Annotated in this window: 9 protein-coding genes; 5 read left to right on the plus strand and 4 right to left on the minus strand. The window is 54.7% G+C overall.

Annotated features, from left to right (window positions below):
• The first annotated feature begins 312 nt into the window (after nucleotides 1-312).
• The 5 genes from nanR (at nucleotide 313) to nanQ (ending at nucleotide 5294) form a co-directional block, all read left to right on the plus strand.
• The gene (gene nanR / locus OGX89_RS01340) at nucleotides 313-1104 is read left to right on the plus strand and encodes a transcriptional regulator NanR (RefSeq protein WP_126317335.1); all 792 of its coding nucleotides are present in this window, start codon (nucleotides 313-315) and stop codon (nucleotides 1102-1104) included.
• A 259-nt stretch (nucleotides 1105-1363) separates the two neighbouring features.
• Nucleotides 1364-2257 carry an N-acetylneuraminate lyase gene (nanA, locus tag OGX89_RS01345; protein ID WP_279892588.1) on the plus strand — a complete coding sequence of 298 codons (894 nt, stop codon included), beginning with the start codon at nucleotides 1364-1366 and terminating at the stop codon, nucleotides 2255-2257.
• A 109-nt stretch (nucleotides 2258-2366) separates the two neighbouring features.
• Nucleotides 2367-3857: a sialic acid transporter NanT gene (nanT, locus tag OGX89_RS01350; protein WP_003828791.1), complete on the plus strand. Its 1491-nt coding sequence runs from the start codon at nucleotides 2367-2369 to the stop codon at nucleotides 3855-3857.
• 97 nt (nucleotides 3858-3954) lie between these two features.
• A complete protein-coding gene (nanK, locus tag OGX89_RS01355; RefSeq protein ID WP_126956964.1) occupies nucleotides 3955-4824 on the plus strand; it encodes an N-acetylmannosamine kinase in 870 nt (289 codons plus the stop codon).
• A gap of 2 nt (nucleotides 4825-4826) precedes the next feature.
• Complete coding sequence (gene nanQ, locus OGX89_RS01360; protein ID WP_063941630.1) at nucleotides 4827-5294, plus strand: N-acetylneuraminate anomerase; 468 nt, start codon at nucleotides 4827-4829, stop codon at nucleotides 5292-5294.
• Between the two features lie 58 nt (nucleotides 5295-5352).
• On the opposite strand, the gene OGX89_RS01365 is transcribed toward nanQ, so the two are convergent.
• From OGX89_RS01365 to gltB, 4 genes are all read right to left on the minus strand, one after another.
• Nucleotides 5353-6633 carry a cytosine deaminase gene (locus tag OGX89_RS01365; RefSeq protein ID WP_126956966.1) on the minus strand — a complete coding sequence of 427 codons (1281 nt, stop codon included), beginning with the start codon at nucleotides 6631-6633 and terminating at the stop codon, nucleotides 5353-5355.
• The gene (codB, locus tag OGX89_RS01370) at nucleotides 6623-7873 is read right to left on the minus strand and encodes a cytosine permease (RefSeq protein ID WP_063941617.1); all 1251 of its coding nucleotides are present in this window, start codon (nucleotides 7871-7873) and stop codon (nucleotides 6623-6625) included. The genes OGX89_RS01365 and codB overlap by 11 nt, the downstream gene beginning before the upstream one ends.
• A 247-nt stretch (nucleotides 7874-8120) precedes the next feature.
• Nucleotides 8121-9539: a glutamate synthase small subunit gene (locus tag OGX89_RS01375; protein WP_126956968.1), complete on the minus strand. Its 1419-nt coding sequence runs from the start codon at nucleotides 9537-9539 to the stop codon at nucleotides 8121-8123.
• Nucleotides 9540-9551: 12 nt separating this feature from the next.
• Entirely contained in the window at nucleotides 9552-14012 is a 4461-nt protein-coding gene (gene gltB / locus OGX89_RS01380; protein ID WP_126956970.1) for a glutamate synthase large subunit, read from the minus strand.
• Between the last annotated feature and the right edge of the window lie 296 nt (nucleotides 14013-14308).

Consider the following 14308-nt stretch of genomic DNA (forward strand, 5'->3'; position numbering starts at 1 on the left):
TTGTCAAAACGGATGTTATATTTTTCTGGGCATTTTTTATGGAGTGAATATCTTATTTTTAATTCAATGATGTAATTATTTATCGTTATAAAATAGAATGTTATGATAAATTATCACGTTCATGTTCATAATTTTCATGAAGCTATTTAACTCCATTCAATTAAAATGAGGCAGAAGATACTCGCTTAAAATAATATTGCTGTTACGTATATTATCAATAAGCCAGCCGGATCAGATCGTCCATCATTTCACCCTGCTTTCGATCCTGTGTTAGGATAAACCCGCTGTTGTTTGTCACCACGACTTAGCTGAATGGACCCTATGAACGCATTTGATTCGCAAGCTGAAGACTCTCCATCCACCATTGGCCGTAGCTTACGCAATCGCCCGTTGGCGCGTAAAAAACTGTCTGAAATGGTTGAAGAAGAACTGGAGCAGATGATTCGTCGTCGGGAATTTGGCGAGGGCGAACAGTTGCCGTCTGAGCGGGAGCTGATGGCCTTCTTTAACGTGGGCCGTCCTTCTGTACGAGAAGCGCTGGCCGCGTTAAAACGCAAAGGTCTGGTACAAATCAACAACGGCGAGCGCGCCCGCGTTTCGCGTCCTTCAGCTGATACCATCATTAGCGAGCTATCTGGTATGGCGAAAGATTTCCTCGCACATCCCGGCGGCATTGCCCACTTCGAGCAGTTGCGACTGTTCTTTGAATCCAGCCTGGTACGATACGCCGCCGAACATGCGACAGATGAGCAAATCGACAGACTGGCTAAAGCACTGGAGATCAACAGCCAGTCGCTCGATGACAATACGTTGTTCATCCGCTCGGACGTTGATTTTCACCGTGTACTGGCTGAGATCCCGGGTAATCCTATCTTTATGGCTATCCATGTTGCGCTGTTAGACTGGCTGATTGCCGCCCGTCCGACCGTTGCCGATCAAGAGTTGTATGAGCACAACAACGTGAGTTATCAGCAGCATATCGCGATTGTAGAAGCTATTCGTCAGCGCGATCCTGAGGAAGCTGACCGCGCACTGCAAGAACACCTCAACAGCGTTTCCGCGACCTGGCACGCCTTCAGCAAAAGTAAAAAATTGCGTAAGTGATCGCGATCCTGACGATCGTTTAAACACAAAATCATTCAAGTTGCATCAAGGCGGCAGGAGAGCGAGTTCCCTGGAGCATAGATAACTATGTGACAGGGGTGAGCGAACGCAGCTAACGCAGAGGCGGCTCGAAGGATGACGTGTTTAGTGAAGTAGATCGCACTATAAGCGTTCTCTATTGTATTGCTGCTTATTTGATCTGGTATAACAGGTATAAAGGTATGCAGTCAGATAACACTAATCATCGTCAGAGGTCGTTATGGCAAGAGATTTAAAAGGCGTAATGCCAGCGTTGTTAACCCCATTCGATAACCAACAGAGACTGGACATCGAGAGTTTGCGCCGCCTGGTGCGTTTCAACATTGGTCAGGGTGTAGACGGGCTCTATGTCGGTGGCTCAACGGGTGAGGCCTTTGTCCAAAACCGCGTTGAAAGAGAGCAGGTACTGGAAATTGTTGCCGAAGAGGCGAAAGGTAAGGTGACGCTGATCGCCCACGTTGGCACGGTGAGTACTGAAGAGAGCCAACATCTGGCGAGCGCGGCACATCGTTACGGCTTTGATGCCGTTTCGGCCGTTACACCGTTTTACTATCCGTTCAGCTTTGAAGAACATTGCGATCACTACCGCGCAATTATTGATTCCGCTGATGGTTTACCGATGGTGGTCTATAACATTCCGGCGCTGAGCGGCGTAAAACTGACGCTGGATCAGATCAACACGCTGGTGACGCTGCCGGGCGTTGGTGCTCTGAAGCAAACTTCAGGCGATCTCTATCAGATGGAACAGATCCGCCGCGCTCATCCCGATCTGGTGCTTTATAACGGCTATGACGAAATCTTCGCTTCCGGACTGCTCGCGGGCGCAGATGGCGGTATCGGTAGCACTTACAACATCATGGGGTGGCGCTATCAGGGAATTGTGAAAGCGCTCAAAGAAGGTGACATTCGCACGGCGCAAAAGCTGCAAACCGAGTGCAATAAGGTTATCGATCTGCTTATTAAGGTTGGCGTGTTCCGCGGCCTGAAAACAGTACTGCACTATATGGATGTGGTTTCTGTCCCACTGTGCCGTAAACCCTTTGCCCCGGTAGATGAACACTATCTGCCGGAGCTGAAAGCGCTGGCAAACCAACTGCTGGCGGAAAAGGCGTAATCGCGGGTCGCCGGGGGCGCTTCGCTTGCCCGGCCTGGATTTTCGACCGTAGGCCGGGTAAGGCAAAGTCACCACCCGGTACAACAACAAAAATCGTCGGGAGAGTAAAATGAGTACTTCTACCCAGAACATCCCGTGGTATCGCCATCTCAATCGGGCTCAATGGCGGGCATTTTCCGCCGCCTGGCTGGGATATTTGCTTGATGGTTTCGATTTTGTGTTAATCGCCCTGGTGCTGACAGAAGTGCAGGGCGAATTCGGACTGACGACGGTGCAGGCCGCCAGCCTGATCTCGGCCGCCTTTATCTCCCGTTGGTTTGGCGGGTTAATGCTGGGGGCAATGGGCGACCGCTACGGACGCCGTCTGGCAATGGTCACCAGCATCATTCTGTTCTCTGTGGGAACGCTGGCCTGCGGTTTCGCGCCGGGCTACACCACCATGTTTATCGCCCGCCTGGTTATCGGTATGGGAATGGCCGGTGAGTATGGCTCCAGCGCAACCTATGTTATTGAAAGTTGGCCTAAACACCTGCGAAACAAAGCCAGTGGTTTCCTGATTTCCGGCTTTTCCGTTGGTGCCGTGATCGCCGCCCAGGTTTACAGCCTGGTGGTCCCGGTCTGGGGATGGCGTGCGCTGTTTTTCATCGGCATCCTGCCAATTATCTTCGCCCTCTGGCTGCGTAAAAATATTCCGGAAGCGGAAGACTGGAAAGAGAAACACGAAGGCAAAGCGCCGGTACGCACGATGGTGGACATTCTCTACCGGGGCGAGCATCGGGTAATTAATATTCTGATGACGCTCGCCGCTGCAACCGCGCTGTGGTTCTGCTTTGCTGGCAACCTGCAAAATGCGGCTATCGTGGCGGTCCTGGGACTGATATGCGCCTTTATCTTCATTAGCTTTATGGTGCAAAGCAGCGGGAAACGCTGGCCGACGGGCGTGATGCTGATGGTGGTCGTGCTATTTGCCTTCCTGTACTCGTGGCCGATTCAGGCGCTGTTGCCAACCTATCTGAAAACGGAACTGCTGTACGATCCTTCCACGGTGGCCAGAGTGCTCTTCTTTAGCGGCTTTGGTGCGGCGGTTGGTTGTTGCGTCGGCGGTTTTCTTGGTGACTGGCTGGGCACGCGTAAAGCCTATGTCTGCAGTCTGCTGGCCTCGCAGTTGCTGATTATTCCGGTATTTGCGATAGGCGGTTCAAACGTTTGGGTACTGGGTTTGCTGCTGTTTTTCCAACAAATGCTCGGCCAGGGGATCTCCGGGATCTTACCAAAACTGATTGGCGGCTATTTCGATACCGATCAGCGTGCGGCGGGATTGGGCTTCACCTATAACGTGGGCGCACTGGGCGGGGCTTTGGCACCGATCATCGGCGCGCTGATTGCCCAACGTCTTGATCTGGGTACCGCGCTGGGATCGCTCTCTTTCGGCCTGACATTTGTAGTGATCCTGCTGATTGGTCTTGATATGCCGTCCCGTGTACAGCGCTGGCTGCGTCCTGAAGCGTTGCGTACGCATGATGCCATTGATGGTCGACCGTTTAGCGGTGCCGTGCCGTTCGGCGGTGACAAAAGCACCATGGTGAAATCCAAAAGTTAATCCAATTGCCCGGTGCTGAACCGGGCAATAGCCGTAAGGGAAGAAATATGTCGTTCTTCGAGCTACAGAGCGCCACCACGATGCATGAGGCTGCGCCATGACCACACTGGCGATTGATATTGGCGGCACCAAATTGGCTGCCGCGCTGGTAGAGAACAATCTGCAAGTCCGCGAGCGGCATGAACTGCCGACGCCTGCCAGTAAAACGCCGCAAGCGCTGCGCGCTGCGTTACAAACACTGGTTGCACCGCTACAGGGGCGTGCTAATCGGGTGGCGATCGCCTCGACGGGGATTATCCGTGAGGGGGCTTTACTGGCGCTGAATTCGCATAACCTCGGCGGGTTGATGCATTTTCCGCTGACACAAACGCTGGAACAAATCACCGACCTGCCGACGCTGGCCGTCAATGACGCACTGGCAGCGGCGTGGGCTGAGTACCATGCGCTTGGTGGTGAGTACCGCGATCTGGTGTTTATTACCGTCTCCACAGGCGTGGGCGGGGGAGTCGTCAGCGGTGGGAAACTGCTGACTGGAATCGGCGGTCTGGCAGGGCATCTGGGACATACGCTGGCTGACCCGCATGGGCCCATGTGCGGCTGCGGGCGTGTGGGCTGCGTTGAGGCGATCGCATCCGGTCGTGGAGTAGCGGCGGCAGCCGAAGGCGCGCTTGCCGGATGCGACGCCAAAACTATTTTTAGCTGTGCCGGGCAGGGGGATGAGCAGGCAAGTCGGTTGATCCATCGCTCAGCGCGAACATTGGCAAGGCTTGTTGCCGATGTGAAGGCCACGACCGATTGCCAGATTGTGGTGATTGGCGGCAGCGTTGGGCTGGCTGAAGGGTATCTGGCGCTGGTGGAACATTATCTGGCACAAGAGCCTTTGGCCTATCACGTGGAATTGCTGGCGGCGCATTACCGTCATGACGCTGGATTACTGGGGGCCGCGCTGTTGGCCCAGGGAGAATGATGATGATATCAGATGCGTTGAATTCACTGCCTTCTGCCGGATTACATCCGGTCTTGCAGCAGGCGTTAACGCTTGCCATTGCGGCGAATCCGCAGGAGAAGATGCCTGGGCGCTACACGTTGCAGGGCGAGAATATTTTTATGAATGTCATGCAATTTACAACGCAGAGCCCAGAGCAAAAGAAAGCGGAGCTGCATCAGCAGTACATTGATATTCAGATGCTGTTGTCCGGCGAAGAACGTATTCTGTTTGGGATGACCGATTCTGCTCGTCACTGCGAAGAGATGCACGTTGAGGATGATTATCAGCTGTGCAGTCAGATTGCCGATGAGCAGGCTATGGTACTGAAGCCGGGAAAATTTGTGATTTTTATGCCGGGCGAGCCGCATAAACCGGGTTGTGTGGTGCAGGCCCCGATGGACATCAAAAAGGTGGTGATCAAAGTCCGCGCCAGTTTATTACAAGCTTGAGAATGAGAGACTGTGTCGGATGGCAAGGCTTACGCCATCCGACATGGAATGTAACGACCTAGCGCTTAAACGTCACCGTTTCTGGCTGCGTCAGATGCAGTGTGGTTTGGCTTGGGACCGTCTCGGCAATGACTCGACCATGACGAATGGAATAACGGGCAGGCGTCTGGCGACGAACCGCGTCAAACCCATTTTCTGCAGGCAAAATCACCAGATTCGCAGAATTCCCCACGTTCAGACCGTAGTCCTGCAGGTACAGGGTTTTCGCGCTGTGGGTGGTGACCAGGTTCAACCCATCGTTAATTTGTCCGTATCCCATCAACTGGCACACGTGTAATCCCATATGCAGCACCTGCAGCATATTCGCAGTGCCCAGCGGGTACCACGGATCGAAGACGTCATCATGACCGAAGCAGACGTTGATCTCCGCCTCCAGCATCTCTTTGACGCGCGTAACACCACGACGCTTAGGATACGTGTCGAAGCGCCCTTGCAGGTGAATATTCACCAGTGGATTTGCGACAAAGTTAATACCGGACATTTTCAACAGACGGAAAAGACGGGAAGCATACGCGCCGTTATAGGAATGCATTGCCGTGGTATGGCTGGCGGTCACGCGTTCGCCCATATTGTAGCGATGCGCCAGGGCCGCAACGGTTTCAACAAAGCGGGATTGCTCATCATCGATTTCGTCACAGTGCACGTCGATAAGTCTGTCGTATTTTTGCGCCAGAGCGAAAATCTTATGCAGCGACTCTACGCCATATTCACGCGTGAATTCAAAGTGCGGGATCGCGCCAATGACGTCGGCGCCCAGACGCACGGCTTCCTCCAGGAGCGCTTCACCGTTGGGATAAGAAAGAATGCCTTCTTGCGGGAACGCGACAATCTGTAGCTCTACCCATGGAGCGACTTCTTGCTTCACCTCCAGCATGGCTTTTAGCGCCGTCAACGTAGGGTCGGAAACGTCAACGTGAGTACGGACATACTGGATGCCGTTGGCCATCTGCCACTTCAGGGTCTGCATGGCGCGCGCTTTGACGTCTTCGTGAGTGAGCATTGCCTTACGTTCAGCCCAGCGCTCAATGCCCTCAAACAGCGTACCAGACTGATTCCAGCTCGGCTCGCCCGCGGTTTGCGTAGTGTCCAGATGGATATGTGGCTCAACGAACGGTGGGATTGCCAGACCGCCTTCAGCATCAAGCACTTCACCCTGTGGTATCGTCGCTGCGTCTTGAGGCTCAATACGGCTAAAGCGCCCGTTTTCAATCGTGATTTGCCATAACCCTTCACGTCCCTGTAAACGCGCCTGATGAATGGTGATGTTATTATTCTGCATGGCTGACCTCCGGGGATTTAGCAAGGCTGCGATTGAAAAGTGGATTCAGCAGGATATAGCTGAATACGCCGCCGAGTACGGCATTGACGGGCACGATGCCTGGAATATAGTGACCTGCGGCAATGCCCAGTGCAACGGACAGGAGCGCTATCCAGTTTACGGAAATAAATTGCGCTTTGCTGAAGTCGGCATATCGGCGATGGTTCAGCAGATAGTCGGCGATGATCACCCCGCCAATCGGGGGAATCGCTGCCGACAGAAATGTCAGCCAGCCGACAAAGTTATTGTAAAGCCATAGCGCGCACAGTGTGCCGATAATACCGTTAGCCACTGACAGCGTACGGCTGGAAAGGCCGGTAATATTGGCAAATCCCAGGCCCGATGCATACAACGCATTATCGTTGGTGGTCCAGATATTCAGGCCGAGAACGATGATTGCGGGCAGCAGCAGTCCCTGGGCAATCATCACGTCAGAGATATCCGCCTGCCCAACCGCAGCCGCGCCCGCAGCGCCGAAGATAAACATAAGCGAATTGCCGAGGAAAAATGCCACCATGGCGATCAGCACCGCACCTTTGGCGTTGCGACCAAAACGGACGAAGTCAGCGGTTAACGTCCCTGCGCTGACAAACGAGCCGACTACCAGCGCCAGTGCGGTGGAGAAATCCAGCGGCGTTTGCGGCACTATCGCTTTTAAATGCTCCAAACCGCCGACATCGCTCACTGCCAGCCAGACAGAGTAGCTGCCAAGAATGACGATGGCAGGTACGGCGATGATAGATAAAATGGTCAGCGCTGAGATGCCAAAAAAGATGGTCAGGGTCATCAGCAGACCGGAAACCGCAATCAGGATATTGACGTCAATTCCCGTCGCTTTGCCAACCGGGATAGCAAACATGGCCACACCAACGCCAAACCAGCCTACCTGTGTGCCGCCTAACAGCAGAGAGGGAAGCCATGAACCTTTCACACCAAATGAGTAACGCGCCAGAAGGTGGGTTGAGAGCCCTGTTTTTGCGCCGATAAAACCGAGAAATGCAGTGTAAATACCGAGGAGAAGATTACCGAAGAGAACTGCCAGGAAGAAATCATTATAAGAAAGACCGGTACCGAGTGTGCCACCGGTCCACATACTGGCGGAAAAAAATGTGAGCCCCAACATCACAAATGTTAGTGGAACTACGCCTTTTCGCGCCGCCAGAGGGACGGGGCCCTGGCTATAATTGTTGTCTTGCGACACAACGCCTCCATGAATTTTGCCCAAAAAATCCGCCGCATAATATACAGTTCTCAACGTAAAGCAAACGTTTTCGTCTGATTTTTACATGGTTATTATTCATGATGTTGATGTGTTTGGGGTGTTAAGGTTATTTGCCCTGTTTACTAAAGGTGTTGTCAGACTGGCTTAATCGGCAGGTTTGGCGGTATTGCGGCAGGAATTTGGCATCTCACCCACCAGGGCAGATGAGATGCCTTAAGAGGCTGTATTACACTTCCAGGTAGTTCAGGATGCCGTCCGCCGCTTTACGACCTTCGGCAATCGCGGTGACTACCAGATCCGAACCGCGCACGATGTCACCACCGGCGAAGATTTTCGGGTTGCTAGTCTGGAAGGCGTTGTCGCTGCGCTCTGGAGCAATAATGCGGCCCTGAGAATCCAGTTCGACGCTGTGTTTTGCCAGCCACTCCATACTGTGCGGACGGAAGCCAAACGCCAGTACCACCGCATCTGCCGGAACAACGTGTTCGGAACCGGCGACGATCTCCGCACGGCGACGGCCCTTCGCATCCGGTTCACCCATTTCAGTACGCGCCATTTTCACACCGCATACCTTACCGTTGGCGTTCACTTCCACGCCTAAAGGCTGGACGTTGAACTGGAATTCGACGCCTTCTTCACGCGCATTTTTCACTTCGCGTTTGGAACCCGGCATGTTCTCTTCGTCACGACGATAAGCACAGATAACGTGTGCTGCGTTCTGGCGAACCGAGGTCCGCACGCAGTCCATCGCGGTATCGCCGCCGCCGAGAACGACGACGCGTTTGCCTTCCATGCTGATGTACGGCTCGTCGCTGTTTTCGCCAAAGCCCATCAACTGTTTGGTATTGGCGATCAGGAACGGCAGGGCATCAAATACGCCGGAAGCGTCTTCGTTTTCCAGCCCACCGCGCATAGACTGATAGGTACCTACGCCAAGGAACACGGTGTCATAATCTTTCAGCAGATCGTCAAGCTGTACATCGCGGCCCACTTCCACGTTCAATTTGAACTCAATGCCCATACCGGTGAAGATTTCACGACGGCGGGTCATCACCTCTTTTTCCAGTTTGAAGGCTGGAATACCGAAGGTCAGCAGACCGCCGATTTCCGGGTGGCGGTCAAATACCACCGCCTTCACGCCGTTGCGGGTCAGCACATCAGCACAGGCCAGGCCTGCCGGACCGGCACCGATGATCGCCACGCGCTTGTCGGTTTGACGCACGCCGGTCATATCCGGGCGCCAGCCCATTTCGAATGCTTTATCGTTGATATAGCGCTCGATGTTGCCGATAGTTACCGCGCCAAACTCATCGTTCAGTGTACAGGATCCTTCACACAGACGATCCTGCGGGCACACGCGGCCACAGACTTCCGGCAGAGTGTTGGTCTGGTGCGACAGTTCTGCTGCTTCAAAAATACGCCCCTCGTTCGCCAGTTTCAGCCAGTTCGGGATGTAGTTATGCACCGGGCACTTCCACTCGCAGTACGGGTTACCGCAGGACAGGCAGCGGTCTGCCTGTGCTTTGGCCTGGCCTTCGGAAAACGGCTCGTAGATCTCGATAAACTCGATCTTACGGATCTTCAGCGGCTTCTTAGGCGGATCAACGCGCTGCAGGTCGATAAATTGGTATACGTTCTGACTCATTGCTGCTACCCCTTACTGCGCCTGCACACGCAGCTCTGCTGCGCTACGACTACGGTGACCCAACAGTGCTTTCACATCACTGGATTTTGGTTTTACCAGCGCGAATTTCGCCGAGAATGCTGGCCAGTTAGCCAGGATCTCTTCGCCGTGTGAAGAGCCGGTATGCTGTACGTGCTCGGTAATCAAACCGCGCAGGTGTTCCTCGTGGATAGCCAGCGAGTCCACGCTCAGCACTTCTACCAGTTCCGGGTTCACGCGTTTGCGGAACTCACCGTCTTCGTCGAGCACGTAGGCAAATCCGCCCGTCATACCCGCTCCGAAGTTGACGCCCGTTTTTCCGAGAATACAGACGATGCCGCCGGTCATATATTCGCAGCCGTTGTCGCCAATACCTTCAACCACGGTGATTGCGCCGGAGTTACGTACTGCAAAGCGCTCACCCGCACGACCCGCGGCAAACAGGCGGCCACCGGTGGCGCCATACAGACAGGTGTTACCAATGATGCTCGCCTCATGGCTACGGAAAGCAGAGCCAACCGGAGGACGCACTGCCAGCAGACCGCCCGCCATACCTTTACCGACATAGTCGTTGGCATCACCGGTCAGATACAACTCCACGCCGCCCGCGTTCCACACGCCGAAGCTCTGGCCTGCGGTACCGCTGAAGTGCGCTTTGATTGGGTCAGACGCCAGCCCCTGATCGCCATGTGTTTGCGCGATATAGCCCGACAGCGACGCGCCAACAGAACGGTCGGTGTTGCGGATATCGAACCAGAAGGTTTTGCTCTGGCGCTCGTCGACAAACGGTTTCGCTTGCTGTAACAACTGAGCGTTCAGCACGCCGTTATCAAACGGCGGGTTGTTCTCGGTGCAATGCAGCGCTTTACCCGGATGCGGTTCGGCGGTTTCCAGCAGACGAGACAGTTCCAGTTTCTGTTGCTTAGCGGTAAACCCTTCCAGCTCTTTGAGCAGGTCGGTACGACCAATCAGATCCACCAGACGCTTCACACCCAGTTGCGCCATCAGCTCACGGACTTCGCGGGCGATAAATTCAAAGTAGTTAGTCACTTTGAACGGCAGGCCGTGATAGTGGTTCTTACGCAGTTTGTCATCCTGAGTCGCCACGCCGGTTGCGCAGTTGTTCAGGTGGCAAATACGCAGGTATTTACAGCCCAGCGCCACCATTGGACCGGTACCGAAGCCGAAGCTTTCCGCACCCAGAATCGCCGCTTTAATGATATCGACACCGGTTTTCAGACCGCCATCAACCTGCAGACGAATCTTGTGACGCAGACCGTTAGCGACCAGCGCCTGCTGGGTTTCCACCAGACCGAGTTCCCACGGGCAGCCCGCATATTTCACCGAGGAGAGCGGGCTTGCGCCGGTACCGCCATCGTAGCCAGCAATGGTGATCAGATCCGCATAGGCTTTTGCCACGCCTGTGGCGATAGTGCCGACACCCGGTTCGGAAACCAGCTTCACGGAGATCATCGCTTTCGGGTTGACCTGTTTGAGGTCGAAAATCAGCTGTGCTAAGTCTTCGATAGAGTAAATATCGTGGTGCGGCGGCGGGGAGATCAACGTCACGCCCGGTACCGAATAGCGCAGTTTAGCGATGTACGGGGTGACTTTATCACCCGGTAACTGACCGCCTTCGCCAGGCTTCGCGCCCTGAGCGACTTTAATCTGAATGACATCGGCATTGACCAGATACGCCGGGGTTACGCCAAAGCGACCGGAGGCAACCTGCTTAATGCGCGACACCTTGTTAGTGCCGTAGCGCGCCGGGTCTTCGCCGCCTTCACCGGAGTTCGAGTTGCCACCGATGCTGTTCATGGCTTCGGCCAGCGCTTCGTGTGCTTCGGGGCTTAATGCACCGATGGACATCGCCGCGGTATCAAAGCGTTTAAACAGTTCGGTTGCGGGTTCTACATCGCTAATGCTTACGGCTTCATCGCCAGGCGTAATCGCCAGCAGATCGCGCAGCGTGGCCGCCGGACGCTCATTGACCAGCTTGGCATATTCCAGATAGTCGCTGTACTCACCGCTTTGTACCGCCTGTTGCAGCGTGCGCACCACGTCCGGGTTGTAGGCATGGTATTCGCCGCCGTGGACGTATTTGAGCAAACCGCCCTGACTGATAGGCTTACGTGCCAGCCATGCATGTTTGGAGAGGTTCAGCAGATCCTGCTGGAAGTCGGTAAACCCTGCGCCGCTGATGCGGCTGACTACGCCCTGGAAGCACAGCGCCACGACATCATCATGCAGACCAACCGCTTCAAACAGCTTCGAGCAGCGGTAAGAGGCGATGGTCGAGATGCCCATTTTGGACATGATTTTGTACAGACCTTTGTTGATGCCGTTACGGTAGTTCAGCATCACGGTCCGGTAATCTTTGGCAATCGCCTGAGTGTCGATCAATCGTCCCAGCGTTTCATACGCAAGATACGGATAAATGGCCGTCGCGCCAAAGCCGAGCAGGACAGCAAAATGGTGCGGGTCACGGGCGCTGGCGGTTTCAACGATGATGTTGGCGTCGCAACGCAGACTTTGTTCTACCAGACGCGTTTGCACTGCGCCCACGGCCATCGGTGCCGGAACCGGCAAACGGTTTTTCGCGATGTTACGGTCAGAGAGCACCAGCAGCACCGTACCGTTACGCACCATCTGTTCGGCTTTATCGCACAATGCTTTGACGGTCTCTTCGAGCGTGGTTTCGGTCACGTCGAAGGTGATATCCAGGCGATCGGCGCGGTAATGTTCCTCTTTCATGGTGGTGAGCTGGGTGAAATCGGAGTACAGCAGGATCGGCGATTTAAAGCTCAGGCGGTGTGCCTGACCTTCGGCTTCGCAGAAGACGTTCATCTCACGACCAATGCTGGTGGCCAGCGACATAACGTGCGCTTCACGCAGCGGGTCGATCGGCGGGTTAGTCACCTGCGCGAACTGCTGGCGGAAGTAGTCATAAATGATGCGTGGCTGGCTTGAGAGCACCGCAAACGGGGTATCATCACCCATTGAGCCGACCGCTTCCTGACCGTTTTCACCGAGCACGCGGATCACGGAATCCAGCTCTTCGGCGCTGTAGTTAAACTGTTTCTGATAGCTGGCGAGCGTGTCATCGTCCAGTTCGCGGCTGCCGACCTGATCGTCTGCGAGGTCTTCGAACGGCACCAGACGGCGGACGTTCTTCTCCATCCACTCTTTGTACGGATGGCGGCTTTTCAGATCGTCATCGGTTTCGGCGGAGTGCAGAATGCGCCCGCTGCGGGTATCGATAACCATCAGCTCGCCTGGGCCGACGCGACCTTTCTCGACGACTTCATCCGGCTGATAATCCCAGATCCCGACTTCAGAGGCGCAGGTAATCAGCTTGTCTTTGGTGATGACATAGCGCGCCGGACGCAGGCCGTTACGGTCAAGGTTACAGGCGGCAAAGCGGCCGTCGGACATAACAATGCCCGCCGGGCCATCCCACGGCTCCATGTGCATGGAGTTAAAGTCAAAGAACGCGCGCAGCTCCGGGTCCATATCCGGGTTGTTCTGCCAGGCCGGCGGCACCAGTAAACGCATGGCGCGGATAATGTCCATCCCGCCAGCCAGCAGCAGTTCCAGCATGTTATCCATTGAGCTGGAGTCGGAGCCGGTTTCGTTAACGAACGGTGCGGCGTCGTGCAGGTCAGGGATCAGCGGTGTCTGGAATTTATAGGTACGTGCGCGTGCCCACTGGCGGTTGCCGGTGATGGTGTTAATTTCACCGTTATGCGCCAGGTAGCGGAACGGTTGCGCCAGCGGCCAGCGCGGTACGGTATTAGTGGAGAAGCGCTGGTGGAACAGGCAGATGGCCGATTCCAGACGCAGATCCGCCAGGTCCAGGTAAAAGCGCGGCAGATCCGCCGGCATACACAGACCTTTATAGATATTGACCAGGTTCGACAAGCTACAGACGTAGAAGTCTTTATCGTCCTGGAGGCGTTTTTCGATACGACGGCGCGCGATGAACAGGCGACGCTCCATATCACGCGGACGCCAGCCCGCAGGGGCGTTGACAAAAATTTGCTCGATACGAGGCAGGGAGGATAGGGCGATTTCACCGAGAACACCTTCGTTGGTCGGCACGTCGCGCCAGCCGACAATCGACAGGGTCTCCTGCTGTAATTCTTCTTCGACAATGCGACGAGAAGCCGCAGCCAGTTCAGCGTCTTTATTTAAAAAGATCATGCCGACGGCGTAGTTTTTAGCTAAACGCCAGCCGCGCTCTTGCGCCACGATGCGGAAAAAGCGGTCAGGTTTTTGTAACAGCAAACCGCAACCATCGCCGGTTTTACCATCGGCAAGAATTGCGCCACGGTGCTGCATGCGGGCCAGTGCGTGTATGGCGGTACGCACTACCTTGTGGCTAGGTTCGCCTTCTATGTGGGCGATCAGGCCGAAACCACAGTTATCCCTCTCAAGGGATTTATCGTACAACATATCAGTGAACCTCCCCAGGCTCTGCGGGATTCCCATCTGGACCGTTGCGCACGGGCACACCAAGAGCATGGCGACGGGGTTTGCGTGTCATACGCTTACCTCGCATTCGCCCTCTTTATCCTTTTCGCATAGGTCAAACAAGTTTGAGGACTTGCTTCAGAGGGAATCTCAATTACTGCATAAATATGATGAGCAGACTGCTCATCCAGAAAGCTTCCAGCGGATTTCCACGTTATCGGGAATCCACACACAGGTCAAATGGCAATCTTATTTATGCAAAAATGTGCTATAGGGCG

It is taken from the genome of Citrobacter sp. Cpo103 (genome assembly GCF_030332605.1).
GTDB classification, from domain to species: domain Bacteria; phylum Pseudomonadota; class Gammaproteobacteria; order Enterobacterales; family Enterobacteriaceae; genus Citrobacter; species Citrobacter portucalensis.

Bases quoted from the DNA above. Each gene is read 5' to 3' on its own strand.
- nanR (WP_126317335.1), top strand. From the start codon at position 313: ATGGACCCTATGAACGCATTTGATTCGCAAGCTGAAGACTCTCCATCC.
- nanA (WP_279892588.1), top strand. From the start codon at position 1,364: ATGGCAAGAGATTTAAAAGGCGTAATGCCAGCGTTGTTAACCCCATTC.
- nanT (WP_003828791.1), top strand. From the start codon at position 2,367: ATGAGTACTTCTACCCAGAACATCCCGTGGTATCGCCATCTCAATCGG.
- nanK (WP_126956964.1), top strand. From the start codon at position 3,955: ATGACCACACTGGCGATTGATATTGGCGGCACCAAATTGGCTGCCGCG.
- nanQ (WP_063941630.1), top strand. From the start codon at position 4,827: ATGATATCAGATGCGTTGAATTCACTGCCTTCTGCCGGATTACATCCG.
- OGX89_RS01365 (WP_126956966.1), bottom strand. From the start codon at position 6,633: ATGCAGAATAATAACATCACCATTCATCAGGCGCGTTTACAGGGACGT.
- OGX89_RS01375 (WP_126956968.1), bottom strand. From the start codon at position 9,539: ATGAGTCAGAACGTATACCAATTTATCGACCTGCAGCGCGTTGATCCG.
- gltB (WP_126956970.1), bottom strand. From the start codon at position 14,012: ATGTTGTACGATAAATCCCTTGAGAGGGATAACTGTGGTTTCGGCCTG.